Source organism: Qingshengfaniella alkalisoli (genome assembly GCF_007855645.1).
Taxonomy (GTDB): Bacteria; Pseudomonadota; Alphaproteobacteria; order Rhodobacterales; family Rhodobacteraceae; genus Qingshengfaniella; species Qingshengfaniella alkalisoli.
Genome location: NZ_CP042263.1, coordinates 202872 through 227448 on the forward strand (window position 1 = coordinate 202872; position 24577 = coordinate 227448).

General features: G+C 57.7%; 23 protein-coding genes. 7 read left to right on the forward strand and 16 right to left on the reverse strand.

The annotated features are described in order from the left end of the window. Entirely contained in the window at positions 1 to 882 is an 882-nt protein-coding gene (locus FPZ52_RS14305) for a carbohydrate ABC transporter permease (protein WP_146366287.1), read from the reverse strand. A gap of 209 nt (positions 883 to 1091) precedes the next feature. On the opposite strand from FPZ52_RS14305, the gene FPZ52_RS14310 reads away from it, so the two are divergent. Further along, positions 1092 to 2006 (forward strand): helix-turn-helix domain-containing protein, encoded by a 915-nt coding sequence (locus tag FPZ52_RS14310; protein WP_146366288.1) that lies wholly within the window; start codon positions 1092 to 1094, stop codon positions 2004 to 2006. Between the two features lie 3 nt (positions 2007 to 2009). On the opposite strand, the gene kduD is transcribed toward FPZ52_RS14310, so the two are convergent. The 5 genes from kduD to FPZ52_RS14335 are packed head-to-tail and all read right to left on the reverse strand — an operon-like array spanning position 2010 to position 6452. Next, on the reverse strand, positions 2010 to 2753 hold the full coding sequence (gene kduD / locus FPZ52_RS14315; protein ID WP_146366289.1) for a 2-dehydro-3-deoxy-D-gluconate 5-dehydrogenase KduD: 744 nt from the start codon (positions 2751 to 2753) through the stop codon (positions 2010 to 2012). Further along, a complete protein-coding gene (gene kduI / locus FPZ52_RS14320; protein WP_146366290.1) occupies positions 2750 to 3574 on the reverse strand; it encodes a 5-dehydro-4-deoxy-D-glucuronate isomerase in 825 nt (274 codons plus the stop codon). Before kduI ends, kduD begins: the two co-directional genes overlap by 4 nt. Positions 3575 to 3603: 29 nt before the next feature. After that, a complete protein-coding gene (locus FPZ52_RS14325; protein ID WP_146366291.1) occupies positions 3604 to 4887 on the reverse strand; it encodes a TRAP transporter large permease in 1284 nt (427 codons plus the stop codon). After that, positions 4887 to 5411: a TRAP transporter small permease gene (locus FPZ52_RS14330; protein ID WP_146366292.1), complete on the reverse strand. Its 525-nt coding sequence runs from the start codon at positions 5409 to 5411 to the stop codon at positions 4887 to 4889. Before FPZ52_RS14330 ends, FPZ52_RS14325 begins: the two co-directional genes overlap by 1 nt. Before the next feature lie 54 nt (positions 5412 to 5465). After that, positions 5466 to 6452 (reverse strand): TRAP transporter substrate-binding protein, encoded by a 987-nt coding sequence (locus FPZ52_RS14335; RefSeq protein WP_146366293.1) that lies wholly within the window; start codon positions 6450 to 6452, stop codon positions 5466 to 5468. Between the two features lie 339 nt (positions 6453 to 6791). Between FPZ52_RS14335 and ytfQ the strand changes: the two genes are divergently transcribed. The 6 genes from ytfQ (at position 6792) to FPZ52_RS14365 (ending at position 13400) form a co-directional block, all read left to right on the forward strand. After that, positions 6792 to 7754 (forward strand): galactofuranose ABC transporter, galactofuranose-binding protein YtfQ, encoded by a 963-nt coding sequence (gene ytfQ, locus FPZ52_RS14340; protein ID WP_146366294.1) that lies wholly within the window; start codon positions 6792 to 6794, stop codon positions 7752 to 7754. A 71-nt stretch (positions 7755 to 7825) separates the two neighbouring features. Then, positions 7826 to 9346, forward strand: coding sequence for a galactofuranose ABC transporter, ATP-binding protein YtfR (ytfR, locus tag FPZ52_RS14345; RefSeq protein ID WP_146366295.1), 1521 nt, complete (start codon positions 7826 to 7828; stop codon positions 9344 to 9346). Beyond that, the gene (locus tag FPZ52_RS14350; protein WP_146366296.1) at positions 9343 to 10362 is read left to right on the forward strand and encodes an ABC transporter permease; all 1020 of its coding nucleotides are present in this window, start codon (positions 9343 to 9345) and stop codon (positions 10360 to 10362) included. Before ytfR ends, FPZ52_RS14350 begins: the two co-directional genes overlap by 4 nt. Further along, a complete protein-coding gene (gene yjfF / locus FPZ52_RS14355) occupies positions 10359 to 11327 on the forward strand; it encodes a galactofuranose ABC transporter, permease protein YjfF (protein WP_146366297.1) in 969 nt (322 codons plus the stop codon). The genes FPZ52_RS14350 and yjfF overlap by 4 nt, the downstream gene beginning before the upstream one ends. A 17-nt stretch (positions 11328 to 11344) precedes the next feature. Then, positions 11345 to 12094, forward strand: a complete 750-nt coding sequence (locus FPZ52_RS14360) for a FadR/GntR family transcriptional regulator (protein ID WP_146366298.1) — start codon at positions 11345 to 11347, stop codon at positions 12092 to 12094. 109 nt (positions 12095 to 12203) lie between these two features. Beyond that, complete coding sequence (locus tag FPZ52_RS14365; RefSeq protein WP_146366299.1) at positions 12204 to 13400, forward strand: multidrug effflux MFS transporter; 1197 nt, start codon at positions 12204 to 12206, stop codon at positions 13398 to 13400. Positions 13401 to 13407: 7 nt separating this feature from the next. On the opposite strand, the gene FPZ52_RS14370 is transcribed toward FPZ52_RS14365, so the two are convergent. The 10 genes from FPZ52_RS14370 to FPZ52_RS14415 all read right to left on the reverse strand — a co-directional run bounded on the left by FPZ52_RS14370 (position 13408) and on the right by FPZ52_RS14415 (position 24577). Continuing rightward, entirely contained in the window at positions 13408 to 14658 is a 1251-nt protein-coding gene (locus FPZ52_RS14370) for a lytic murein transglycosylase (RefSeq protein WP_146366300.1), read from the reverse strand. 95 nt (positions 14659 to 14753) lie between these two features. Further along, positions 14754 to 15584: a carbohydrate ABC transporter permease gene (locus tag FPZ52_RS14375; protein WP_146366301.1), complete on the reverse strand. Its 831-nt coding sequence runs from the start codon at positions 15582 to 15584 to the stop codon at positions 14754 to 14756. Continuing rightward, the gene (locus FPZ52_RS14380; protein WP_146366302.1) at positions 15584 to 16462 is read right to left on the reverse strand and encodes a carbohydrate ABC transporter permease; all 879 of its coding nucleotides are present in this window, start codon (positions 16460 to 16462) and stop codon (positions 15584 to 15586) included. Before FPZ52_RS14380 ends, FPZ52_RS14375 begins: the two co-directional genes overlap by 1 nt. Before the next feature lie 71 nt (positions 16463 to 16533). Then, entirely contained in the window at positions 16534 to 17811 is a 1278-nt protein-coding gene (locus FPZ52_RS14385; RefSeq protein ID WP_146366303.1) for an extracellular solute-binding protein, read from the reverse strand. A gap of 56 nt (positions 17812 to 17867) precedes the next feature. Continuing rightward, positions 17868 to 18947 carry an ABC transporter ATP-binding protein gene (locus FPZ52_RS14390; protein WP_146366304.1) on the reverse strand — a complete coding sequence of 360 codons (1080 nt, stop codon included), beginning with the start codon at positions 18945 to 18947 and terminating at the stop codon, positions 17868 to 17870. 10 nt (positions 18948 to 18957) lie between these two features. Continuing rightward, positions 18958 to 20469 (reverse strand): arabinosylfuranosidase ArfA, encoded by a 1512-nt coding sequence (arfA, locus tag FPZ52_RS14395; protein ID WP_146366305.1) that lies wholly within the window; start codon positions 20467 to 20469, stop codon positions 18958 to 18960. A gap of 166 nt (positions 20470 to 20635) precedes the next feature. Next, the gene (locus tag FPZ52_RS14400; protein WP_146366306.1) at positions 20636 to 21718 is read right to left on the reverse strand and encodes an ABC transporter ATP-binding protein; all 1083 of its coding nucleotides are present in this window, start codon (positions 21716 to 21718) and stop codon (positions 20636 to 20638) included. Beyond that, positions 21711 to 22799, reverse strand: coding sequence for a Gfo/Idh/MocA family protein (locus FPZ52_RS14405; protein ID WP_146366307.1), 1089 nt, complete (start codon positions 22797 to 22799; stop codon positions 21711 to 21713). The genes FPZ52_RS14400 and FPZ52_RS14405 overlap by 8 nt, the downstream gene beginning before the upstream one ends. A gap of 6 nt (positions 22800 to 22805) precedes the next feature. After that, a complete protein-coding gene (locus FPZ52_RS14410) occupies positions 22806 to 23657 on the reverse strand; it encodes a carbohydrate ABC transporter permease (RefSeq protein WP_146366308.1) in 852 nt (283 codons plus the stop codon). Next, complete coding sequence (locus FPZ52_RS14415) at positions 23657 to 24577, reverse strand: carbohydrate ABC transporter permease (RefSeq protein ID WP_240804472.1); 921 nt, start codon at positions 24575 to 24577, stop codon at positions 23657 to 23659. Before FPZ52_RS14415 ends, FPZ52_RS14410 begins: the two co-directional genes overlap by 1 nt.

A 24577-nucleotide genomic window follows, 5' to 3' on the forward strand; every position in this document is an offset into this window, starting at 1 on the left:
TCAGCTCCGCTTGTCGCCGGCGTAGTAGACCCATTTCTTCGACGACCAGAACGCGATGAGGGTCAGGATCATGATGATGACGAACAGCACCCAGGCAATCGCGGAGGCGTAGCCCATGTCGAAGCTCTTGAATGCTTTTTCGTAAATGTAGAGCGGCAGCAGATAGGTCGATTTCAGCGGGCCACCTTGCGTGATGATGTAGGGGCCGTTGAATTCCTGGAAGGCCTGCACGGTTTGCATGATCAGGTTGAAGAAGATCACAGGCGTGATCAGCGGCAAGGTGATATAGCGAAATATGTGCCATGGACCTGCCCCATCAATGCGCGCTGCCTCGTAAAGCGACTTGTCGACCGATTGCAGCGCCGCCAGAAAGATCACCATTGCCGACCCGAACTGCCAGCACCGCAGCAGGGTGATCGTGAACAGCGCATTGGTCGGATCGCCGAACCAGTTCACCGGCTCCATCCCAACTGCAGACAGAACCATGTTCACCAGCCCTTCATGCGCGAAGATGTACCGCCAAAGCACTGCAATCGCTATGGAACCGCCAAGGATGGACGGGACGTAATAGGCCGTGCGGAAGAAGTTGATCATCTTCAGCCGGTAGTTCAGGATCACCGCGATAAATAGCGCAAAGGCCAGCTTCAGCGGCACCGTGATGAACACATATATCAAGGTCACCGACAGCGACTTGCGGAACGTCCGGTCATTGGTGAACAGATCGATATAGTTCTCCAGACCAACCCATTTGGACGGGCTCATCAGGCTGTATTTCGTAAAGCTCAGATAAAAGGACGCCACAAAGGGGATCGCGGTAAAAACCAGAAGCCCGATGATGAAGGGCGACAGATAGGCTAACCCAAGAAAACGGTTGTTATTCATGGCAACCCCTTCGGACCGCCAAAGCGGGTATGTCGTGTTTTGTTTTGTGCATGTAGGTGTCGTGCATCGCTCCGCAGAAACACATGGCTTGTGTACATGCATTTCCGCGACTGCCGCTCCTCCCTCGGTAAATGGGCAGATTCGCCTTGTTGGATATCAGTAATACGGGAATAGTGAGCCGCACCAAATTCACGAATTCGGGGAAAGTGATGGACGAAATCGAAGAAAGCGTTCTTTCAGCGATCCCGGCCGATGCGTTGCGACTGAACCTGACACGATCAACCATCAAGATGCAGCACTCCGCCAGTTGGTCCATCGACAAGACGAACTCGGTCGAAGACCTGATTATCTGCCTGGATGGACGTGCGATCTATCTGATCGAGGGCGAAGAAATTCACCTTCATCCCGGCGATGCAATGCTCATTCCACGCGACACGCGCTTCGTTGGCTGGAACCCGTCCCCGGACACTTACACCGGTGTCGCACAACATTTCAGTCTGGAGATTTTCGGCCAGCACGATCTAATGTCGCAGATCAACCTGCGCAGGGCGGCTTCGCTCGGTCGTTGGGACACGCTGGAACCATTGGTGCGGTACTACCGCCAATCGGCGCCACCCAATTCGACGACCCTCGCGCAGCACCACATGTTCATGGTCCTTCTGATCCGGTTCATCGAGGACGCTTTCATCAGCTGGCGGTCACAGAAAGGTGGTCCTGTGCAGGCCGCTGATGCGTTGGACTTGTCGATTACCTTGGCCGCAACGCAGATCAGCGCCGACCCGTTGCTTGACGGCCTGGCCGATCACGTGGTTGAGAACGCGCCCTACAACCCCGATTATTTCCAGCGCGAGTTCCGCAAAAAGATCGGCTGGACGCCGCGAAAGTTTCAGCAATTCAAACGGATGGAACGCGCCATGCATTTTCTGGAAAGCGGGCGGAACGTGAAGCAGACAGCTGCCGAAATAGGATATGCGGATGTCTATTACTTCTCGCGCATGTTCAAACGCTATGTCGGCACCAGCCCCACCGGATATGTGGAGGCCGTCCGCGAAGCGCGGGACGGCCCCTTTTTCCGTGGTGATGACGACGGAATCGTCCAGTACCCGATCGCACACAACGGCTGATCTTTACCGCGCGAGCCACCCTCCATCCACGGGCAAGGTCGTGCCGTGGACATATTTGGCCGCCTCGCTGGCAAGAAACACCGCAGCGCCACCGATGTCTGACGGATCACCCCAACGACCTGCCGGGATACGGTCCAGGATCGCCTTGTTCCTGTCAGGATCATCTCGCAGAGCCTGCGTATTGTTCGTGGCGATGTAGCCCGGCGCAATTGCATTGACGTTGATATGCTTGCCTGCCCATTCGCAGGCCAGCAGACGGGTCAGCCCCATCACGCCGCTCTTGGACGAAGTGTAGGACGCGACCCTGATGCCACCCTGGTAGGACAGCATGGACGCGATATTGATGATCCGCCCCTGCCCTTTTCGCGCAAGCGCGGCACGTGCAAAGGCTTGAGACAGGAAGAACACCGCCTTGATGTTGACGTCCATCACCTCGTCCCAGTCAGCTTCGCTGAAATCCAACGCGTCTGCACGACGGATGATCCCTGCATTATTGACCAACACATCGACCCGTTCGCGTTCGGCGATCTCAGCGAATTGGGCAGCGGCGGCCATCGGATCCGACAGGTCCAGCGTCACACCGGACCCGCGTTCGCCGGTCAGCGCCAATGTCTCGGCCATCGACGAACGGCCCGCGCACAGAACCCGAGCACCTGCATCAGAGAGCGAGACGGCAATCGCCTGCCCGATGCCTGTATTTGCGCCGGTGACAAGGGCTGTCCGGCCGGAAAGATCGAACAGGCTCATTTCATTGACCCGATTTCGACCATCTCGACATCTGTATAATCAATGTTGTCGCCGCCCATCGCCCAGATGAAGGAGTAATTGGCCGTGCCCGCGCCGGAATGGATAGACCAGCTCGGCGAAATCACCGCCTGATGGTTGGCCATCACAACATGGCGTGTTTCCTGAGCCTCGCCCATGAAATGGAAAACGCGCTGATCTTCGGGCACATCGCGGTAGAAGTACACTTCCGAACGCCTGTCGTGCAAATGCGCAGGCATCGTGTTCCAGATCGATCCCGGTGCAAGTTTCGTGAAACCCATGACCAACTGGCAGGTTTCCAGAACATCGGGGTGGATGAACTGGTAGATGGTGCGTTCGTTGCAGCCTTCTTTCGACCCGAGATCGACAGAGGCAGCGTCAGAAATACGGATATGCTTTGCTGGAAGAGGGCGGTGCGCCGGTGTCGAAATCAGGTAGAACCGCGCTTCGCCACCAAATGTAATCGCGCCCGCGCCCTGCCCCAGATACAGCATGTCTCCGTCGCCTAGCATATAGCTTTCGCCTCCGGCTGCCACTGTGCCTTTCCCGTGCACGCACGCGATGCCGATTTCACGACGATCCAGCAGGCTTTCCGTGCCGGCCTCCGCGACCTTGTCGAGCACCACCTCGGCCCTCTCGGTTTCGACCCCGCCCACGATCATCCGGTCATGATGCGAATAAACCAGGCGAATGACGCCAGCGCTGAACAGATCGTCGATCAGGAAATGCTCACGCAGTTGCGTCGTGTCCATACGCTTGACTAAATCGGGATGGGCCGGATGGCGGGTATCGGTTTTCATCATTGTTACGTCCTTTCATGTGAAGCTGCGGATCAGCCTCCTTGCAACAACCCCGGCAGGAACATGGAGAACGCCGGAACATAGGTGACCAAGAGAAGGGCCACGAGAATCGCCAGATAGAATGGCCATATCGTCTTGACAGCATGTTCCATTTTCACGCCGCCAACGACGCAGCCCACGAACAGACAGGCACCGACCGGCGGCGTGCATAGTCCCAGCCCCAGATTCATCATCAGGATCACACCGAACTGGATCGGATCCATGCCAAGGCTTTGCGCGACAGGCAGGAAGATCGGGGTGCAGATCAGGATAAGCGCGGCCATATCCATGATCATGCCCAGAACCAGCAAGATCGCGTTCAGCATCAGCAGGATGATGATCGGATTTTCGGAAACCATGGTGACCGCGCCCGCAAGCAGCTCCGGCACGCGGTAAATGGCCAGCAGATAGGCAAAACCCGACGCAGTCGCGACCAGCAGCATGACCAAGGCCGTCGTCCGCACAGAAACATAGACCGCGCGTCGGAAACCATCCCAGGTCAGTTCGCGGTAGACCAGCGTCGTGACCACAATGGCATAGATCGCGCCGAACGCGCCGGACTCCGTCACCGTCATCACGCCTGACAACACTCCGCCCACGATGATCACAGCGGTCATCAGCCCGGGAATCGCGATCAGGAAGCTGCGCAACAGCGCACCCCAGCCGGGAAATGTCTCGGCCGGATAGCCGCGCTTGACCGCGACGACATACGCAACAGCGCCAAGGCACAGGCACATCAGAATGCCCGGAATGATCCCGGCGATGAACAGGTTCGACACCGACACGCCGCCTGCGGCCACCGCATAAAGGATCATGTTGTGGCTGGGTGGAATAACGACCCCCGCCACCGATGACGTGACAGTCACGTTCACCGCATAGTCGGGATCATATCCCTTTTCCTTCATCACCGGCATCAGGATCGACCCCAGCGCGGATGTATCCGCAACTGCAGATCCGGAAATCCCGCCGAACAACATGGATGAAGCGACATTCACCACGCCCAGGCCACCGCGCATGCTGCCCACCGCGCTGGACGCCAGCCTGACCAGCCGCGTGGCAATGCCGCCCTGCATCATCAGCTCGCCCGCAAAAATGAAGAACGGGATCGCCAGCAAGGAAAAGACGGAGATACCTGAAAGAATACGCTGGAACCCGATGAAAAGCGGCAGACCCTCGTACAGAAACCCGCCAACGGTCGCGAGCCCCAGCGCGAAGGCCACGGGCATTCCCGAAATCAGCCCCAGCGCAAACAGTCCGAACAGAATGGACAACCCCATCAACATACCTCCGCCGGGTCTTGCCCGCGCATCAACGCGACAAGATGGCAACACGAAAAGAGAACCGTCAGCACACCGCAGATGACCATCGGAACGGCCCGCCAGCCCTCGGCAATGCCCAGCATGGGAATGCGACGCGCCCAGGTGCCGCTGGCCAGTCCCCAACCCTGCCAAGCGAGGCAGGCACCGAAGATGATCATGCCAATAACCGCCAGCCAGTAGAGCAACCTGCGGATCGGCGGCGGTAACGCCTCGCGGATGAAATCGACCGACAAATGCGCGCGCGTCCACACACCGGCCGCAGCACCGAGGAACGTGATCCAGACGACCAGCAACAGCGCCAACTGTTCTACCCAGGTCGGCGTGTCGTTCAGCACATAGCGCCCGAAGACGAGCCAGCCGAAAATCGAAATGAGCGTGACCAATTGGAGCCCGGCCACAACCATGCAGGCGAACGCCGCAAGATCGAAAAACCGCAGCACCGGATGTCGGCTCGGTGGCGGGATCAGTTCCGCAAAACTCATGATGGTTCCTGAATCAGAACGCCCGACCGAAAAACGGTCGGGCGACAGCCATACTTATTCCAGCGACTGGATATCCGTGATCAGGCTTTCCAGATCTGGATTCGCCGCGATGAAGTTCTCGTAAACCGGTCCCATCGCGTCCTGGAAAGGTTGCTTGTCTTCGATCTCGTTGATCTCGACACCCGCCTCCTCGACCTTGGCACGGCTGGCTTTCGAGCGCTCCGCCCAGAGTTCTCGCTGCACCACCGCCGCATCCATCGCTGCCTGCTTGATCGCCGCCTGATCTTCTTCGGACAATGTGTCCCATGCGGCCGTCGACACACAGATGCATTCCGGGATGATCAGGTGCTCCGTGATGGAGTAGTAGCCTGCAACCTCGTAATGGTTCGTGCTTTCATAAGACGGATAGTTGTTCTCCGCCCCATCGATCACGCCAGTTTTCAGCGACTGGTAAACCTCTGAGAACGCCATCGGAGTAGCGTTGCCGCCCAACTCATCGACCATCTGGACATAAAGGTCGTTGTTCATGACGCGGAACTTCATACCCTCCACGTCGGCCGGAGTCATGATCGGCTTCTTCGTATTGTAGAAGCTCCGTGCGCCGCTGTCGAACCAGCTAAGAGCCACCAGCCCTTCTTCGGCCAGAGCGTCTGAGAAACGCTGACCAATTTCGCCGTCCATCGCGGCGTGCATTTGATCGACACTCCGGAAGATGAACGGCAACGACAGCACATTGGTCGCTGGAACAATCTCGCCCATCGGTCCCATGTTGAAGTTCGCGAAGTCCAACCCGCCATTGCGTACCTGTTCGATTGCGTCAGGCTGGGAACCAAGAACGCCGTTGTGGAACACTTCAGGCTCCACACGCCCTTCCGTCACCTCAGCGACATCGGCGGCGAACTGATCCAGTGCGATACTGTTCGGATAGTCCTCCGGGTGAATGTTCCAGCCGCGCCAAGTCTCCGCCTGTGCGCCAGCCGAAACAGCGAGCGCCGCAACCGAAGACATTGCGAGCATCTTGATTGATTTCATCATTGTCATAGTCACCTCCCTGTACGTGGATCCCCACGAAACAAGATATGTATGACCACTTGCGCTCATGCATGTCAACATATCTTATATCCAAGGTAAGGCTCGCAGAGGGTAAAGCTGCAAGATACCATGTTGATATTGCGCTACAAAATGACGGAAGGCAGAAATAGCTCCCTCCCAAACGCCCGGTGGTTACTATATTTACTTCGTTTCATCATACCAATTCTGCACACATAAGCACACTCTCGATTCGCAACGTGTCACTTTCAATTTTTTCCTAGACAGAAGTAATATTGTATTATTAATCTACAGGCAGCTGCATAAAGCAGCAGATTTGGGAGGTACAATATGTCTAAACTTCACGCTCTTCTGGGCGCCACGGCGCTTGCTGCGGCGTCCTTCGCTGGAAGCGCCGCAATCAGTCAGACCATCGGTTTTTCACAGATCGGATCGGAATCAGGTTGGCGGGCTGCAGAAACGACCCTGACGCATCAGGAAGCGGAAGCGCGCGGCATTGAACTGAAGTTTGCAGATGCACAGCAGAAGCAGGAAAACCAGATCAAGGCCCTGCGATCCTTCATCGCACAAGGTGTCGATGCGATCCTGCTTGCACCAGTCGTTGCTACGGGCTGGGACTCGGTTCTCGAAGAAGCCAAGGAAGCGGAAATCCCGGTTGTCTTGCTTGACCGCATGGTAGATTCATCTGATGATTTGTACCTGACGGCGGTCGGTTCGGACCTAGTTCATGAGGGTGAAGTTGCAGGCGAATGGCTTGTCGGCGCTGTCGGAGACGAACAGTGCAATGTCGTCGAGCTGCAGGGCACAACCGGATCATCCCCCGCCATTGATCGCAAAACCGGTTTCGAGAACGCGATCAGCGGGCATGACAACATCTCGATCATCCGCAGCCAGACAGGCGACTTCACCCGCACCAAAGGCAAAGAAGTCATGGAGAGCTTTCTGAAAGCCGAAGGTGGCGGTGAAAACATCTGCGCCCTCTACGCCCATAACGACGACATGGCTGTTGGTGCTATTCAGGCGATCAAGGAAGCAGGCCTGCAACCGGGCGAGGATATTCTGGTTGTGTCCATCGACGCTGTTCCGGACATCTTCCAGGCCATGGCGGCAGGCGAAGCCAACGCGACCGTTGAACTGACACCGAACATGGCGGGGCCTGCTTTCGATGCGCTCGATGCGTACCTGAAAGATGGCACAATGCCCGAGAAGTTCATCCAGACCGAGTCGAAGCTCTACACACAGGACGATGATCCACAGGCCGTGTACGAGCAGAAGAAAGATCTGGGTTACTGATCAGTCACGCTTGAATGACACAGGCGAACGGCGTGAGTAACCGCGCCGTTCGCGAGCCATAGGAGTTGTCATTGGTTGAGGGTATACCTCTCTTGGAGGCGCGGGCGCTGGTCAAAACATTTCCCGGCACACGCGCGCTGGACAAGGTCGATTTTACCCTGCGCGCGGGCGAAGTTCACGCGTTGCTAGGAGAAAACGGTGCTGGAAAATCCACGCTGATCAAATGCCTGACGGGCGCATATCGACGCGATGGTGGAGATATCCTGTTGGACGGGCAACCAATCGATCCGAAGGGCACGCTGGATGCGCAGGCACTTGGGATCGGGACCGTTTACCAAGAGGTCAATTTGCTGCCAAACTTGACGGTAGCGGAAAACCTGCTGCTCGGTCACCAACCCAAACGGTTCGGCCTGATCGACACGCGCCGGATGAACCGAGAGGCGCGCGCCATACTGGACAAGTTCGGGCTGGACATCGAGGTATCACACACGCTTGACAGCTATTCGGTTGCCATCCAGCAAATCATCGCGATCGCGCGGGCGACGGAACTGTCCGGAAAGGTGCTGATCCTCGACGAACCAACCGCCAGCCTTGACGCGCAGGAAGTCGAGATGCTTTTCGGCGTGGTCCGAAAGCTGAAGGCTCGCGGATTGGGTATCATCTTCATCTCGCATTTTCTGGATCAGGTCTTTGCAATCAGCGACAGTATCACGGTTCTGCGCAACGGTCAGCATGTTGCCTCCGTAGACGCTGCAGGGATGGACCGTCTGCAACTGGTCAACATGATGCTCGGGCGTGAATTGAGCGAAACCGAGCGTACCCAGGGCAAATCTCTTCCCTCAGACGCACCGGTCGCACTTGAATTCCGCGAGTTCGGGAAACGCGGTCGCATCGACAAGTTCGACCTGACGATCAAACGCGGCGAGGTTGTGGGCGTGGCTGGCCTGCTCGGATCCGGCCGCACGGAAACTGCCGAAACCCTGTTTGGCGTAGCCGCACATGACAGCGGCAAAGCTATCAAGAACGGCGATCAGCTTGCCCTGAACAGCCCCCGAGATGCCATCGCTCATAGCTTCGGGTTCTGTCCCGAAGATCGTAAAGTGGATGGCATCATCGCCGATCTGTCCGTGCGTGAAAACATCGCGCTGGCCTTGCAGGCACGACGCGGATGGTCACGGCCCATTCCCCGTCGAGAACAAACCAGCTTGGCCGAGAAATACATTCGCAGCCTCGATATCCGCACACCGAATGCGGAAAAACCGGTCGGCCAGTTGTCCGGTGGCAACCAGCAGAAGGTGATCCTGGCGCGCTGGATGGCAACAAATCCAGAGTTCCTGATCCTCGACGAACCCACGCGCGGGATCGATGTGGGCGCGCATGCAGAAATCATTCGACTGATTGAAGCCCTGTGCGAAGAAGGCATGTCGCTGCTGGTCATCTCTTCTGAACTGGATGAGCTGGTCGCCTACAGCCACCGTGTCATTGTCCTGCGGGATCGGGCGCATGTCGCCGAACTGGTCGGCGAGGACATCACGACCGACAACATGGTGGCGGCGATCGCCTCACATGAGCGAAAGGAACATCACGCATGAACGGCTCCGCCCTGTTTCGCCGTATCTTGCCGCAACTCCTGACGTTGGCTGCCGTACTGGCAATGGTCGCAATGGTGTTCCCCGGCTTCTTCGAAATCTCCATCGCCACCGGCCGTCTCTATGGCAGCCCCGTCGATATCCTGAACCGTGGCGCGCCGGTCGCTTTGCTGGCTATCGGCATGACGCTGGTCATCGCGACCAGGGGGATCGACCTGTCCGTGGGTGCCGTCATGGCGATCAGCGGGGCAGTGGCTGCAGCAAGCATAACATCAGGACATAGCGTATTCATTGCGATCCTGCTTGCGCTCGGTGCGGGGCTGCTTTGCGGGTTGTGGAACGGCATTCTGGTGGCCATTCTGAAAATTCAGCCCATCGTCGCGACGTTGATCCTGATGGTTGCCGGGCGAGGCATTGCCCAACTGATTACCGAAGGAGCCATCCTGACCTTCAACGATCCGGCTCTCTCCGCAGTCGGATCCGGCACCCTGGCAACTGTGCCCATTCCAATTCTGATCTGGTTCGGAATGGCCCTACTGGCCACATTCATCGTACGCAGATCCGCCCTTGGCATGCTGATCGAGGCGGTCGGTATCAATCTTCGTGCCTCCGTTCTGGCGGGCCTGAACACACGCATCCTGTTGATCTCGGTCTATATGGTATCCGGGCTCTGTGCGGCGATCGCAGGCGTGATTGTTACTGCGGATATTAACGGCGCCGACGCGAACAACGCGGGTTTATGGCTGGAACTGGATGCAATCCTGGCGGTCGTGATAGGCGGAAATTCCTTGCTGGGCGGTCGCTTCTCCATCGTGGCGTCCCTGATCGGTGCGATGGTCATTCAATCCGTGAACACCGGGATCTTGCTGTCCGGCTTTCCGCCGGAGTTCAACCTCATCATCAAGGCCGCAATCATCCTCGTGATCCTCGTACTGCAATCTCCGCGTATTCGCGACGCCGTCCCGTCCTTGAGGCTGCTGTTCAGGAGACACCCGCAATCCAAGGAGGCCACGGAATGAATTCGCGCTTTCTGCCCCTGCTGGCGACACTGGCGATCTTCCTGATCGCCTACGCGATTTGCTACGCCCAGTATCCGGCAATGCTGTCCACGCGGGTTGTGGGCAATCTTCTGACGGACAACGCGTTTCTGGGCATCGTCGCCGTGGGCATGACCTTCGTGATCATCTCCGGCGGCATTGATCTGTCAGTCGGGTCGGTCATTGCCTTCTCCGGCGTGTTCATCGCAGTCGTTTTGCGGGACACAGGACTGCACCCCATGCCCGTTTTCGCCATGCTGCTGATCGTCACCACCCTGTTCGGCGCATTCATGGGATGGCTGATCTATTCACTGGAGATGCCACCTTTCATCGTGACCCTTGCCGGAATGTTTCTGGCCCGCGGCATGGCCTATGTGTTGTCCATCGACTCCGTCCCGATCCAGCATGAATTTTTCGATACGCTGTCCGGCATGTATTACCTGATGCCCGGCAAGGGTCGTCTGACATTGATCGGTGGATTGATGGTCCTGACCGTGATTGCCGGTATCATAATCGCGCACAAAACCCGCTTCGGAACCAATGTCTATGCCCTTGGCGGTGGTGCTGCGGCGGCCAAGCTGATGGGCGTTCCAGTCGGTCGCACCACGATTGGCGTGTACGCGTTGTCGGGATTTCTGGCCGGATTGTCCGGGATCGTTTTCGCGATCTACACGTCCGCCGGGTACTCACTGGCCACGGTTGGCGTGGAACTGGACGCAATCGCCGCGGTTGTGATCGGCGGCACACTGTTGACCGGCGGCAGCGGCTTTGTCGCAGGCACCTTGATCGGTGTACTGATCATGGGGCTGATCCAGACCTATATCATCTTTGACGGCACCTTATCGAGTTGGTGGACGAAGATCGTCATCGGTGCCTTGCTGTTCGGGTTCATCCTGCTACAGAAGGGCCTCTTGCAACTGACCCTGCGCCGCAAGGCCGCGACCTGACGAGTGAACCACGATCCATGGCATTGCTGAAATCTGTCATCACCGGTCAGGAAACCAGAAACAGTCACGCCCATGTCGTCGGCGTGCTGGGCCGTGAGATCGTTGACGGAACCTATCCCGTCGGCTCCACCCTGCCCGGCGATCAGGATTTGGCCGAACGCTTTCACGTGTCACGCACGGTACTGCGCGAGACGATGAAAACACTGGCGGCCAAGGGCATGATCGTCGCGCGGGCGCGTGTCGGAACCCGCGTAACGCCGCGCGAAAAATGGAACCTGTTCGATTCCGACGTGCTGAGTTGGTTCTTCCAAACCGGCGTGGACCAGCAGTTTCTGGATCATCTGTGTGACATGCGGCTATCCTTCGAGCCCTTCGCCGCAGGTCTAGCTGCACAGAACGCCTCCGACGACGAAATCACGGAAATGCAACTGCATGTGGAGGGGATGCGCAATGCCACGAACACCCAGGACTTCGCAATTGCGGATCTCGAGTTTCACCTCGTCGTACTCCGCGCGTCGCGCAATCCGTTCATGTATAGTGTCGGAAATCTGATCGAAGCGGGTTTGGCTTCTGCGTTCACGCTCAGCTCGCCCGCAGAGCAGCCCGAAAGCCACAGTCTGTCCGTCGATGCGCATGGCGAAATCGCCGAAGCCATCGCCGCGCGCAATGCCGAACTGGCCGCCGAAAAGATGCGGGTCGTCATCGTCGATGGCAAGGACCGCGTGGCCGCCAAGATGGACGGCAAGGCCAGGATCGCGACCGATTAGCGCTCACTTTATGGGGTGCCTTCCGTGACGGCGGCTGCTATATGCGACCGGCCTGCGACCGAACCGAGTCGCCGCAATCCGTTACGTCTGTCAGAAAGTGGAGCCCGCCATGGCACGGCATTTGCTCAGATCCGCCGTTGTGCTTGGTCTGTTATCCAGTATCGGCCCGTTCGCCATCGACATGTATCTTCCTGCACTGCCGGAAATTGCCGCGCAGCTGGACACGACCGTTGCCGCTACGCAGACCACGCTGACAGGGTATTTCCTGGCGTTCGGCATTGCTCAGATGATCTATGGCCCGTGGGCGGATCAATCGGGGCGCAAGGTGCCGCTGTATGTCGGTTTGGCGATCTTCCTGCTGGGATCCATCGGCTGTTGGCTTTCACCCTCGATTGAATGGCTGACCGCCAGTCGCACGGTTCAGGGTCTGGGTGCGGCAGTGCTGATGGTGGTGCCACGCGCCATCATTCGCGACATGCATACCGGCAGCGAGGCCACCCGCCTCATGGCGTTGATCATGCTGGTGATCAGTATCTCACCCATGCTGGCGCCGCTGGCTGGCAGCCTGATCATCCTGTTCGCATCTTGGCGCGGGATTTTCCTGGCCCTGGTGGTCGCGGGTCTGATCGGCCTGGCGCTGACACGTTTCATGCTGCCCGAGACACTGGCGGATGACGCGCGCCGCCCCATGAACCTGAAATCCATGATCCGCGGTTGCCGCATCCTGGTGACCGACCGCATGTTCATGGGCCTGACCTTCATCGGCGGTTTCGCGATGTCGAGCTTCTTCGTCTTCATTGCCAGCGCCTCCTTCGTCTATACAGAGCAATATGGTCTGTCACCGATGGGTTTCAGCCTGGCATTTGCGATCAACGCAGTGGGCTTCTTCAGCGCGTCGCAAATGGCGGCGCCCATCAGTGATCGCATCGGCATGGCGCGAACAGTGTCTCTGGGCGTGACAGGCTTTTCGATCTTCAGCGCGATCCTGCTGTTCGTCACTCTGGCCGGGTGGACAACCCTGCCCGTTCTGGTCGGTGGCCTGTTCATCTCGAATGCCTGTTTGGGCATTGTAATGCCCACCACCATGGTCATGGCGCTAGACAATCACGGCGACATTGCCGGGCTGGCCTCATCGCTGGGCGGGACGCTTCAGATGATGGTCGGCGGAATGATGATCACCATCGCCAGCCCGTTTTTCAACGGCACGGCAACACCAATGGTTGCCGTGATTGCGCTATGCGGGCTGATTGCAGCCTGCATTTCCGCGCTGGTGTTGGGACGCTTCCGCCTGACCCCGATCGAGTAAGAAGGCCTCAGCCGCCCAAACGGGTCAGCAGCGCACGAGACGGCTCTCCGGTGACCGGAAGGCCGTTGCGCTGCTGATAGCCGGAAATTGCCGCACGCGTATCCGGCCCGACGACACCATCCGCGCCGCCAGTATCAAAGCCGTTGGCCGTCAGACGACTTTGCAGCGATTTTCGATCCTCGATGGTCAGCCCGTACTGATCCGGCGGGAAGCTCGCCTGAATGGGCGGTCCGCCCGTGATGCGGTCGGACAGATGCCCCACGCCGATCACGTATTTTTCGGCGTTGTTGTACCGGGTGATCACAGTGAAATTGTCAAAGGTCATGAAAGCCGGGCCATTCGTGCCCTGCGGAATGATAATGGACGCCTGCCCGTGATCCGGCACCGGCCGACCATTCACATCACGCACCCCCATTGACGCCCAGCTTGACGGGCTGCGTTTCGTCCCGCGCCCGGTCAGTCCCATGTTGAAGCCGGCAGGCAGACGGACCTCCATGCCCCAAGGCTGGCCATGACGCCAGCCCGATCGCGATAGATACGCGGCAGTAGAAGCCAGCGAGTCAGTCGGATCGTTCGACCAGATGTCGCGCCGCCCGTCGCCCGTGAAATCCACCGCATAGGCCAGGTAGGATGTCGGAATGAACTGCGTGTGCCCCATCGCGCCGGCCCAGCTGCCGGTCATGTTGGCCACCGTCGTGTCACCGTTCTGCAGGATGCGCAGCGCAGCGATCAACTGGCTTTCGAAGAACGACCCGCGTCGCCCGTCATAAGCCAGCGTGCTAAGCGCCGAGACAACCGGAATGTTCCCGCGCCGCTCGCCATAGCTGCTTTCCATACCCCAAACCGCGACAACGACCTGCGGCTCCACACCGTAGCGGCTTTCTATCCGGGACAGGACGCCCGAATACTGCCGCAGCTTCTGACGACCGTTGGATACTTTCTTATCCGATGCCGCAATGGCGAGGTAGTCTTCCAGCGTCCGTGTGAACTCGGTCTGGTTGCGGTCACGTTCAATCACGCCCGGCAGGTAGCCCGACCCTCGAAACGCCGTATCGACGGTAGATGTCGAGATGCCGCTCGACAAGGCACGGCTGCGGAAGGACGCGACCCATGCATCGTAGCCCGAATTGGCCTGCGGACGCATGGACGCATCGAGCGGGGTATCGCTGGAGGGCGAAAGATGACTTGCGCCACTGCTGCATGCCTGCAGACCGGCTGCGGCAAGCGCGAGCGTGATGGTGCGGCGGGTAAACTGCATATCGATAGACCTTCTGCCTGCGTTTTTCGCAAGCCTATCCCACCCTGCCCGAACGGCAAGAGCGGATTTCGCCGCCCTTGCAGGATCAGCGGTCTTCAGCCCTTCACACCCGAGGAAATCATCACTGCTTCTGTCACTTTCTTCTGGAAGATCAGATAGGCCAGCGCCACCGGCATCGCGGCCAGAAGGGCCACGGCCATGATCCGCGCATAAGCCACACCGAACGCGTCGTTAACCTGTGTGATGCCCACTGGAATGGTCATCATATCCTCGGTCGTCACGACCAGGAACGGCCAGAAGAAGGAATTCCAAGCCATGATGAAGGTAATGATCGCCAAGGCGGTCGTAATACCCCAGTTCAATGGCAGATACACTTTCCACAGCAGCGTGTATTCACCGCCTCCGTCCAGAACGACAGCTTCACGCATTTCTTTCGGCACAGCGTCGAAGAACTGCTTGTAGACGATGATAACCACCGGAACGATCAACTGCGGAAGGATAATGCCCGCCCATGTGTTGATCAGTCCAAGATCGTTCATCAGGATGAACTGCGTCACCACCAGCGCCTGCGTCGGCACCATGAAGCTCGCCAGCACAACACCGTAGAGAAGACGCCGACCGGGGAACCGCATTTGCGACAAGGCATACGCACACATCATGCCTGTGATCAGTACAATCACCGTGATTAGCACCGAGGTGCCGATCGAGTTCCAATACCATGACATGAGCTTCGTATCGAACAAGGCGGCCATGAAGGCATCGAGTTTGAACTCGTCGGGAATAATGCCGGCCGCTTCGCTTACCACGTTCTGCTCCGACCGCAGGGAGGTAATCAGCGCCCAGTAAATCGGGAAGAACCAGATCGCCCCGCAGATCAACGTGAAAAACGTCAGGAGGCGGTTCTCAACCTTGCGTGCCTTGGTCATCACTTACGCCCCCCGATGCGAAGTATCTGGAATTGCAGCACTGATACCGCCACGATGATCACGAACAAAACCAACGCAATTGCAGAGGCATAGCCGCCGTTGTTCAACTGGAAAGCCTCGCGATACACCTGCATCAGCAGCACATAGGACGAATTGAACGGCCCCCCGTTGCTGAGCAGATAGACCTGATCGAAAATCTTCAACTGCAAGATCAGTTGCAACGTCAGCACCAGCGCCGTCACCGGCCAAAGCAACGGCCACGTCACCCGCATGAATTGCTGTCGTTTCTTTGCACCGTCGAGGGCAGCGGCCTCGTACAGCTCGGCGGGGATGTTACGAAGCCCGGCGAGAAACAGCAGCACGTTGAAGCCATTGGTCCACCAGATCGTCACGGCAGCAATCGTGGGCATGACCCAGTGCGGGTTCTTGAAGACCGGGATCGGTTTTCCGATGAAGAATTCGATCATGGGTTGAAGGATGCCAAACTGGAAATCCAGCATCCACGCCCAGATTTGCGTGACCACGGACACAGGCAAAATATACGGCAGAAAGAACAGTGCCAGCATGGCGGCCTGCCAGCGCCCTGCCAGTCGGTTGACCATCAACGCGATACCGAGCGCGATGATGGTCGTAGGAACCACCGTCAAAACAATGAAGTAGCCGTTGTTCTTAAGGGACGTCCAGAAGAGCCGATCAGCGAGAAGCTGTTTATAATTGGCCAGACCGATCCATTCACCATCGCCGATCAAGGGCGCGTTAGTAAAACTGAGCTGTATCACCTTGATGAGCGGATACAGAAAGACCAGTCCGAAGATGGCGACGAATGGCGCCACAAGGCTGAAAGCAATCAGCACATGCTTGCGCCGGTTCTGGAGCATGGCCACGGCAGGACCCTCCCTTAGTATTCCAAATCGGACGCCGCCGCGCATAAAGCGCGGCGGCTACCGGATTAGCGGATCAGGCCTTGAAGATCGGACTGGATCTGCGCGACCGCATCTTCGGGCGACAAATAACCATGGATCGCAGGGGCAATCACATTGATCGCCGCATCATAGACCGGCGACGCAACGCCAGCGATGGGCGAACGCGGATCGAACACGGCCGTATTCGCAAGCGATGCATAGGTCGCGTTAGGTTCCATCGCTTTGTACTCGGCACTGTCGGCGACCGGCTTGTACGCTGGAATGTGCCCGGCATCGGCCCAGGCGAGTGCATGTTTTTCCATCCAGCCGATAACGGTCATGACAGCTTCACGTTTGGCGGGGTCCATTTCCTCGTCGCCCTGCACGGGGATTGCGAAAGCGTGGCTGTCAGCCCATGTCGCTTCCTGTTCAAGCAACGTCGGCACCTGCACAGCGCCCCATTCGTAGCCAAGCGTTCCGTCCGCAGCCATATCGTTCATGGTCGGAACTTCCCAAACGCCGTTCAACTGGAACGCAGATTGGCCCGAAGTGAACAATGCGACCGACGCTTCGTATTCGGCCTGTTCGGGCGTGTAGCCCTGCTCCGACCAGTCGGTCATGATCTGGATCGCACGGACCGCTTTTTCGACGTTGTCGCCCGGAAGAACCTCGCCGTTTTCGATCAGAGTGCCGCCTTGCTGGGCCAGCAGCGTGTAGAATACACGGAAGACACCCCCCTCACCGCCAGTCTGGTATGACAGCGGCGTCTCAGAACCGTTTTCCTTGGCGATATCGAGGGCGCGCTGGAAGTCCTCCAAGCTGCCGATTCCCGTCAGATTTCCGTTGTCATCAAGGAATTCAGAACCTTCCAGGAAGCTCTTGTTGTAGTAAAGAACCAGCGAGTGGATATCGAACGGAATAGCGTAAAGCTGACCGTCATCGCCAGTTGCAGCCTGAATTGGTGCGGGGAAGAAATCGTCCTTGCTGAGGTCAGCAGCCGCAAGATCGTCATCAGTGATCGGTGTCAGAACACCCTCTTCCAGCGCGAGCGGCAGCCGCGACAGGTGATAGGTCATCACGTCCGGCCCCTGTCCGACAGCGGCGGATGTGCGAACCTTGGTGTAGAACGGCACACCCCATTCCAGTGTCGTGCCCGAAATCTGGATATCGGGGTGTTCTTCGTTGAATTGGTTGATCAGGGCTTTCATCCGGACGCCGTCACCGCCGGCAAGGAAGTCCCACCAAACGACTTCTTGCTGCGCCAGAGCAGGCACGGCGACTAGGCCGGTGACCGAGGCCAGAAGTGCTGCCTTCATGAGTTTCATGTAAGTTCCCTCCCTAACAGAACCTTGCGCATTATGCGCCATTTAAGCGGGTTGTTTCACCGCAGCCGCTGGCCTTCAGGATCAAAGACCAGCACATCCTTTGGATCGGCAGAAATGCCGACTGTCTTGCCGTCAAGCCGCTCGCGATTGCCGCGGCGCTCCATCACCAGTTCCAGATCGCCGGGCATAGTGGCGTGCAGATAGGACACGTCCCCCAGTTCTTCTGCCATCTCGATTGTAGCACGGGCGCCAGCTTCGTCGATCCGCATGTGTTCAGGACGAATGCCGAGTGTCACTTGGGTTCCTTCGGCAATCGTGTCGCTGGCAACACGTGCCACCAAGCGATGGGTATCGCCGTTGTCGAGCAGGACCTCGACATTCTCACCGCTGCGCTGGACCACCTTGCCGGACAGGAAGTTCATCGCCGGCGAACCGATGAAACCGCCCACGAAGCGGTTATCAGGGTCGTCATAAAGCTCCAGCGGTGCACCCGCCTGCTGAACATAGCCATCCTTCAGCACGAAAATCTTGTCGGCGAGCGTCATCGCCTCGACCTGATCATGGGTAACATAGATCATCGTTGCGCCTATCTGACGGTGCAGGCGGGTCAGTTCCAGACGCATCTGCACGCGCAGTTCCGCATCGAGGTTGGACAGCGGTTCGTCAAACAGGAAAACCTTCGGCTCGCGCACAATGGCACGGCCGATGGCGACCCTTTGTCGTTGACCGCCCGAAAGCTGCGAGGGCTTCTTTTCAAGCTGTTCTTCCAGTTGCAGGATACGGGCGGCTTCGACCACCTTTTCCTTAACGGTGGCCTTCGGCGCTTTGGCCAGACGCAGACTGAACGCCATGTTCTCGAACACGGTCAGATGCGGATAAAGCGCGTAAGACTGGAAGACCATCGCCACGCCACGATCAGCGGGTTCGACATCGGTGACGTCCTGCCCGCCGATTTCCACGGTGCCACCGCTGACGTCCTCCAGCCCTGCAATCATGCGCAGCAGGGTGGACTTGCCGCAGCCGGACGGGCCGACGAAAACGCCGAACTCGCCCTGTGGCACTTCCAATGAGACGTCGTGAATGACTTTCGCGTCGCCGTAGTTCTTTTGGACATTGGTTAGTCGAACGCCACTCATGTCTGCCCCCTCAGCTCACGTCCAGTCGGACAACATGATAAGAGAGCGGCGGCAGATTGCCACGAAGTTTTCCATCTTCCACGCCCACGCCGCTGCCGTCTTTCGGCGAGACGCGGTCGGGGTTGTCCGGCCCGTTGGTCAGGCGCAGATCGTGACCCGCCATCACCTTGTGCATGGCTACCTTTGCGTTCACGAAGCCTGCCAGATCCATATCGAGGTCCACGGTGTCGGTCAGATGACGGTTCAAGATGAACAGGGTGACGGCTTGTTCGTCCGTGTTATGGACTGCGGCAACATCGAGATACTGCACGTCGTCGGCAACCGAACAATCATAAGTCGGGCCATTCACACTGACATTCAATGCATCGCCACGACCGTAGAGCGAGGCGAACTGATAGGGGTAGTAGATGGTTTGACGCCAGGCCGGACCACCCTTCTCGGCACGGATTGGCGCGATGACATTCACAAGCTGCGCGATACAGGCGATCTTGACACGGTCGGACCGGCGGATGAATTCATTCAGCAGGCCCCCGATGAACAGCGCATCTTCGAAGTTGTAGTCTTCTTCAAGCAGCGCAGGCGCCTCCGGCCAGTCCCAGCTTTTCCAGTTCTTGGAGTCTTCTTCGCGGTTGTGATACCAGACGTTCCATTCGTCGAAGCAGATGTAGATATCGTTCTTCGCGCGTTTCTTGGCTTTCACGAAGTCGATAACACCGCCGATGGCCTGAATGTAGCGGCCGGTTTCCTCGATCTTTCCGAAGAAGTTCAGCGTGTCGCCCGAGGAGTTGCCGAAGTATTTGTGCAGCGAGATGTAATCGACATTCTCGTAGCATTCTTCCAGCACGCCGCGTTCCCAGTCGGGATAGGTTGCCATCTCATCGTTGGAACTGCCGCAGACGATCATCTCCGCGTCGGGCGTCAAGCCGCGCAGCGCCTTCGCGGTTTCATCTGCAAGGCGACCGTATTCCTTGGCTTCCTTGTGACCGATCTGCCAAGGGCCGTCCATCTCGTTGCCCAGACACCACATCTTGACGTCGTAAGGGTCTTCGACGCCGTGACTGCGGCGCAAATCCGACCAATAGGTCCCGCCCGGATGGTTCACATATTCCATGAAGTTCCGGGCATCGGACAGGCCGCGCGAGCCCAGATTGACGGCCAGCATCATATCGATGCCCACATCCTTCGCCCAGACTGCGAATTCATTGGTGCCAACATGGTTGGTTTCCTTCGACCGCCATGCAAGGTCGAGCCGCACGGGGCGATCTTCAATCGGACCGATGCCGTCTTCCCAATTGTAGGCAGATACGAAGTTTCCGCCCGGATAGCGGATCGCCGGGATATTCAGATCGCGCACCAATGCGGCGACATCCTTACGGAACCCATGCGCGTCAGCCTGCGGATGGCCGGGCTCGTAAATCCCGCTGTAGATCGCTCGTCCCATATGCTCGATAAACGCCGAATAGAGCCGGTCGTCGATGCGAGCGATTTTGAATTCCTTGTGCAGGGCCGCTTGAACTTTCATCCGCGAGAGCCTCCCGAGTAGCGGTGAATCTATTTGTCGGAGAAATTACAGGAGCACAGAAGGAGGTCAAGCGGTTATTATCATATAGTCATACTTATTTTGCCTCACGCATGGAAACCCATCCTTTGGAAACCAAAGGTCATTGATTTCTATGCGTATTCATACGTCAAACGCGATCTATGACCTGCTCATCCGCACCAAAAACATGAAACTTGTCCGGATCAATATCGAGTTGCATTGGGTCCCCTGCCGCCACATCGGCCTGTCCTTTGATCTCGACCGTAGCTGTCGAGCCATTGTTCAGCGTGGTGTAAACATAGGTTTCGCCGCCCAGTTGCTCGGCGATCTGCGCTTCGCCAGACAACGCACCGGTTCCCTTCACCGGCAAGAGATGTTCAGGGCGCACGCCGACGGTCACATCGCTTCCAACCGCTGGAGAAGATTTGAGCGATGCGGATACTTCACCACCCGCGGCCAGAGAAATCACCGTCGCATCATTTTCGATCCGCGTGACTTTCCCATCGAGGAAGTTCATACGCGGACTGCCTATAAAGCCGGCGACAAAGATGTTTTGAGGGTTGTTGTAGAGGTCCAGCGGCGTGCCGACCTGTTCGATCACCCCCTTGCGCAGCACGACGATCCGATCCGCAAGGGTCATGGCCTCGACCTGATCGTGAGTGACAAAAATCATCGTGGATTTCAGGCGGCGATGCAGCTTGTTGATTTCCACCCGCATCTGCATGCGCAATTCTGCATCCAGGTTGGACAGGGGCTCGTCGAACAGGAAAATCTTCGGCTCGCGGACAATCGCCCGACCAATCGCGACACGCTGACGCTGGCCGCCCGACAGCTGCCCCGGCTTGCGGTCGAGCAGTTCATTGATCTGAAGGATATCAGCAGCCTGTTGCACGTGCTTTTTGATTTCATCCTTGCTGACCTTCATCGTTTCCAAGCCGAAAGAAAGGTTCTTTCTCACCGACATATGCGGATAAAGCGCGTAGGACTGGAACACCATCGCAAGCTCGCGCTTGGCAGCGGGCATCTCGTTCATTTCCTCGCCGTCGATCAGAACATCACCGTCGGAAATGCTTTCAAGCCCGGCAATCATGCGCAGCAAGGTGGACTTACCGCAGCCGGAGGGACCGACAAAGACCACGAACTCGCCGTCATCGATCTTGAGGTCGATACCGTGGATGACCTCGACCGCCCCGAAACGTTTCTTGACCTGTCGCAGTTCGAGATTAGCCATGCGCGATATCTTTCTTCAGTATCTCGACCCAACCCGAATAGAACGGGTGGTCGGAAGTAACGGGAAGTGTGACCTGTTCACCCGTGCGAGCGGAGTAATAGGCCGCAGTCAGCAATTCGACGGAACGCCGCGAATCCTTGAGCGTGACAGGCAGTGCCGTGCAGTTGGTGATCGCATGATGAAGGCGGTCGAACTGACCCGTGAAGCGTTCCGTCTGTGGCTCAAAATCCGACAGGGCATCGGCAATACGTGCCTGCTGATTGGCATCGTCATTCGGGAAGGCCCAGGGGTCATGACCGGGGTTGTAGGGATCGCGACCGCTTTCCGCGACCAGGTCATCGAAACACAACCGAATGCGCGATACCTGTTCCCGCGACCCGAGCGACACCGAGGACGTCGCGAACGCGCCTGATTCAAATGCCAGCGAAAGCACGGCAATGTCCTCGGTTTCATTGCCATTCAACATCCGCGATGTGCGCGCATGAACAGACGAAATCGGCCCCATCAATTCACACATGATGTCGTGGATATGAATCGCATGGGTGGTCAGACAACCACCCAACTCCCCGTCAAACGTCCCGCGCCACGCCGCCGCGTCGTAGTAGGCCGAACCGCGATACCAATGCGTCTCAAACGTGCCAACCGAGGCCTGTTTAGCAAAGCCCTTGGCCATCAGATGCTGTAGCTTCTGAACGCCCAGGCCGAAACGATACTGGAAGATCGGGCAGACCCAGCCCTTGGCATTTGCTTCGGCCTCAATCAGTGCATCGACCTCGGCGAGGCTTTGGCCGACCGGCTTTTCGACCACTACGTTGAAACCGGCGTCGAGCACCTGCAAGGTTTGCTTGAAGTGCAAGCCTGACGGGGTGCAAAGGTTGATAATGTCCGGCCCCAGATCAAACAGTTGCTCAAGCGAGGTTACGACATTTTCGACACCTTGCGCATCTGCAGCTTCCCGCGCGCGTTCTTCGTTCAGATCACAAATCGCGATGACCTCGTACTGGTCCGGAAGCGCGTTATAGGCCTCAACGTGGGAACGACCGACGCCCGCCCCGACTACTCCGACTTTTATTCTGCTCATGGTTCCTCAGCGTTTTAGTGCGCCTAGTGCAACGCCCCGGATGATCAGGCGCTGGAAGGCGAGGAAGACAATAAAGACCGGCAACAGCGACAGCGCAGACATGGCGAACAATTCGCCATAAAGGGATTCACCACCGGAACTGTCGATGAACGCCCGCAATGCCAGCGGCACCGTGTAGCTGCGCATGTCGTTGAGATAGATCAGCGGACCGAGGAAGTCGTCATAGGTCCAGATGAAGGAAAATATTGCCGCCGTCGCCATCACGGGCGTGGAAAGCGGCAGCATGATCTTCCAATAGATCCGCCACGGCCCACAGCCATCCATGATAGCGGCTTCATCGATCTCACGCGGGATTCCACGGAAGAACTGCACCATCAGGAATACGAAGAACGCGTCCACCGCCAGAAATTTCGGGATGATCAGCGGCAGGAAGCTGTTGACCCAGCCGATCTTCAGAAACAGCACATACTGGGGAACGAGCGTGACATGGTATGGCAGCATCAAGGTGCCCAGCATCAAAGCGAACCAGATGCGCTTGAACCGGAATTCCAACCGCGCAAAAGCATAGGCGGTGATCGAGCAGGCCATAAGGTTCCCGATCACCGCAAAGATCGCGATGATGAAGCTGTTCTTGTAAAAGGTCGTGAAAGACACGCGCAGCGCCGTCCAGCCTTCGACGTAGTTCGACAGGTCGAAGGACTTGGGAAGCGCCATCGGATCAGAGAAGATCAGCTCGTCGGGTTTGAGCGACGACGCTATCATCCATAACAGCGGATAGAGCATCACCACGGCAGCCGAGAACAGCAGAATATGCCGAAGCAGTTCGCGGCGGATTTTCTTCGGGGCGGACTCGTTCATCAGCGTGCCTCGTCCTCGTAATAGACCCAGTATTTCGACGACCAGAAGGCAATGGCCGTGAAGATCGCGATGATCACCAGCAACAGCCACGCCAGCGCAGACGCATATCCCATACGGAAGTTGGCGAAGGCCTCTTCATACAGGTACAGCGAATAGAACAGGGTGGAATCTATTGGTCCTCCCGTACCGCCAGAGACGATGAAGGCCTGGGTGAACGCCTTGAAACCTTCGATGGTCTGCAGCACGAGATTGAAGAAGATCACGGGGGCAAGAAGCGGCAAGGTAATCCGCCAGAATTGCCGCCAGCCGCTGGCCCCGTCCATCGACGCGGCTTCATACAGATCTTGCGGGATCTGTCGCAACCCGGCCAGAAAGATGATCATGGGCGAGCCGAACTGCCAGATGGCGAGCACGACCAGCGTTGACAGCGCATAGTCGGGATGGGTCACCCAGGCTGGCCCCTGCCAGCCGAAGAGAACCAATAAAAGCTGATTGAACAGCCCTTCCGCACCGAAGATTTGGCGCCACAGGACAGCGATGGCCACAGACGCACCGAGCAGGGAAGGCAGGTAATATGTCGCGCGGTAGAACGCGACGCCGCGAACACTGCGGTCCAGGACCATTGCAAGCAGCAAGGCCACCGCAAGTTTCAGTGGGACCGAAAACAGCACATAGGTGAACGTGACTTCAAGTGCGTTTCCAAGGCGACGATCGCGCGTAAACGCGTATTCATAATTGTCGAGACCGGCCCAGGATGGAGAAGTCAGCAGGTCGTAGTCCGTAAAGGACAAGTACAATGAGGCCAAAGTCGGCCCTAAAGTGAGGCCGAAGAAACCGACCAGCCAAGGCAGCAGGAACATGTATCCCGGCCCGCTTTGCCGCCATTCCTTGGCCAGACGTGCGGCAAGTGTGGACGGCAT

Excerpts from the sequence above, each read along its gene's own strand:
- FPZ52_RS14305 (WP_146366287.1), bottom strand. The coding sequence starts at position 882 with ATGAATAACAACCGTTTTCTTGGGTTAGCCTATCTGTCGCCCTTCATC.
- FPZ52_RS14310 (WP_146366288.1), top strand. The coding sequence starts at position 1,092 with ATGGACGAAATCGAAGAAAGCGTTCTTTCAGCGATCCCGGCCGATGCG.
- kduD (WP_146366289.1), bottom strand. The coding sequence starts at position 2,753 with ATGAGCCTGTTCGATCTTTCCGGCCGGACAGCCCTTGTCACCGGCGCA.
- kduI (WP_146366290.1), bottom strand. The coding sequence starts at position 3,574 with ATGATGAAAACCGATACCCGCCATCCGGCCCATCCCGATTTAGTCAAG.
- FPZ52_RS14325 (WP_146366291.1), bottom strand. The coding sequence starts at position 4,887 with ATGGGGTTGTCCATTCTGTTCGGACTGTTTGCGCTGGGGCTGATTTCG.
- FPZ52_RS14330 (WP_146366292.1), bottom strand. The coding sequence starts at position 5,411 with ATGAGTTTTGCGGAACTGATCCCGCCACCGAGCCGACATCCGGTGCTG.
- FPZ52_RS14335 (WP_146366293.1), bottom strand. The coding sequence starts at position 6,452 with ATGACAATGATGAAATCAATCAAGATGCTCGCAATGTCTTCGGTTGCG.
- ytfQ (WP_146366294.1), top strand. The coding sequence starts at position 6,792 with ATGTCTAAACTTCACGCTCTTCTGGGCGCCACGGCGCTTGCTGCGGCG.
- FPZ52_RS14350 (WP_146366296.1), top strand. The coding sequence starts at position 9,343 with ATGAACGGCTCCGCCCTGTTTCGCCGTATCTTGCCGCAACTCCTGACG.
- yjfF (WP_146366297.1), top strand. The coding sequence starts at position 10,359 with ATGAATTCGCGCTTTCTGCCCCTGCTGGCGACACTGGCGATCTTCCTG.
- FPZ52_RS14360 (WP_146366298.1), top strand. The coding sequence starts at position 11,345 with ATGGCATTGCTGAAATCTGTCATCACCGGTCAGGAAACCAGAAACAGT.
- FPZ52_RS14365 (WP_146366299.1), top strand. The coding sequence starts at position 12,204 with ATGGCACGGCATTTGCTCAGATCCGCCGTTGTGCTTGGTCTGTTATCC.
- FPZ52_RS14370 (WP_146366300.1), bottom strand. The coding sequence starts at position 14,658 with ATGCAGTTTACCCGCCGCACCATCACGCTCGCGCTTGCCGCAGCCGGT.
- FPZ52_RS14375 (WP_146366301.1), bottom strand. The coding sequence starts at position 15,584 with ATGACCAAGGCACGCAAGGTTGAGAACCGCCTCCTGACGTTTTTCACG.
- FPZ52_RS14380 (WP_146366302.1), bottom strand. The coding sequence starts at position 16,462 with ATGCTCCAGAACCGGCGCAAGCATGTGCTGATTGCTTTCAGCCTTGTG.
- FPZ52_RS14385 (WP_146366303.1), bottom strand. The coding sequence starts at position 17,811 with ATGAAACTCATGAAGGCAGCACTTCTGGCCTCGGTCACCGGCCTAGTC.
- FPZ52_RS14390 (WP_146366304.1), bottom strand. The coding sequence starts at position 18,947 with ATGAGTGGCGTTCGACTAACCAATGTCCAAAAGAACTACGGCGACGCG.
- arfA (WP_146366305.1), bottom strand. The coding sequence starts at position 20,469 with ATGAAAGTTCAAGCGGCCCTGCACAAGGAATTCAAAATCGCTCGCATC.
- FPZ52_RS14400 (WP_146366306.1), bottom strand. The coding sequence starts at position 21,718 with ATGGCTAATCTCGAACTGCGACAGGTCAAGAAACGTTTCGGGGCGGTC.
- FPZ52_RS14405 (WP_146366307.1), bottom strand. The coding sequence starts at position 22,799 with ATGAGCAGAATAAAAGTCGGAGTAGTCGGGGCGGGCGTCGGTCGTTCC.
- FPZ52_RS14410 (WP_146366308.1), bottom strand. The coding sequence starts at position 23,657 with ATGAACGAGTCCGCCCCGAAGAAAATCCGCCGCGAACTGCTTCGGCAT.
- FPZ52_RS14415 (WP_240804472.1), bottom strand. The coding sequence starts at position 24,577 with ATGCCGTCCACACTTGCCGCACGTCTGGCCAAGGAATGGCGGCAAAGC.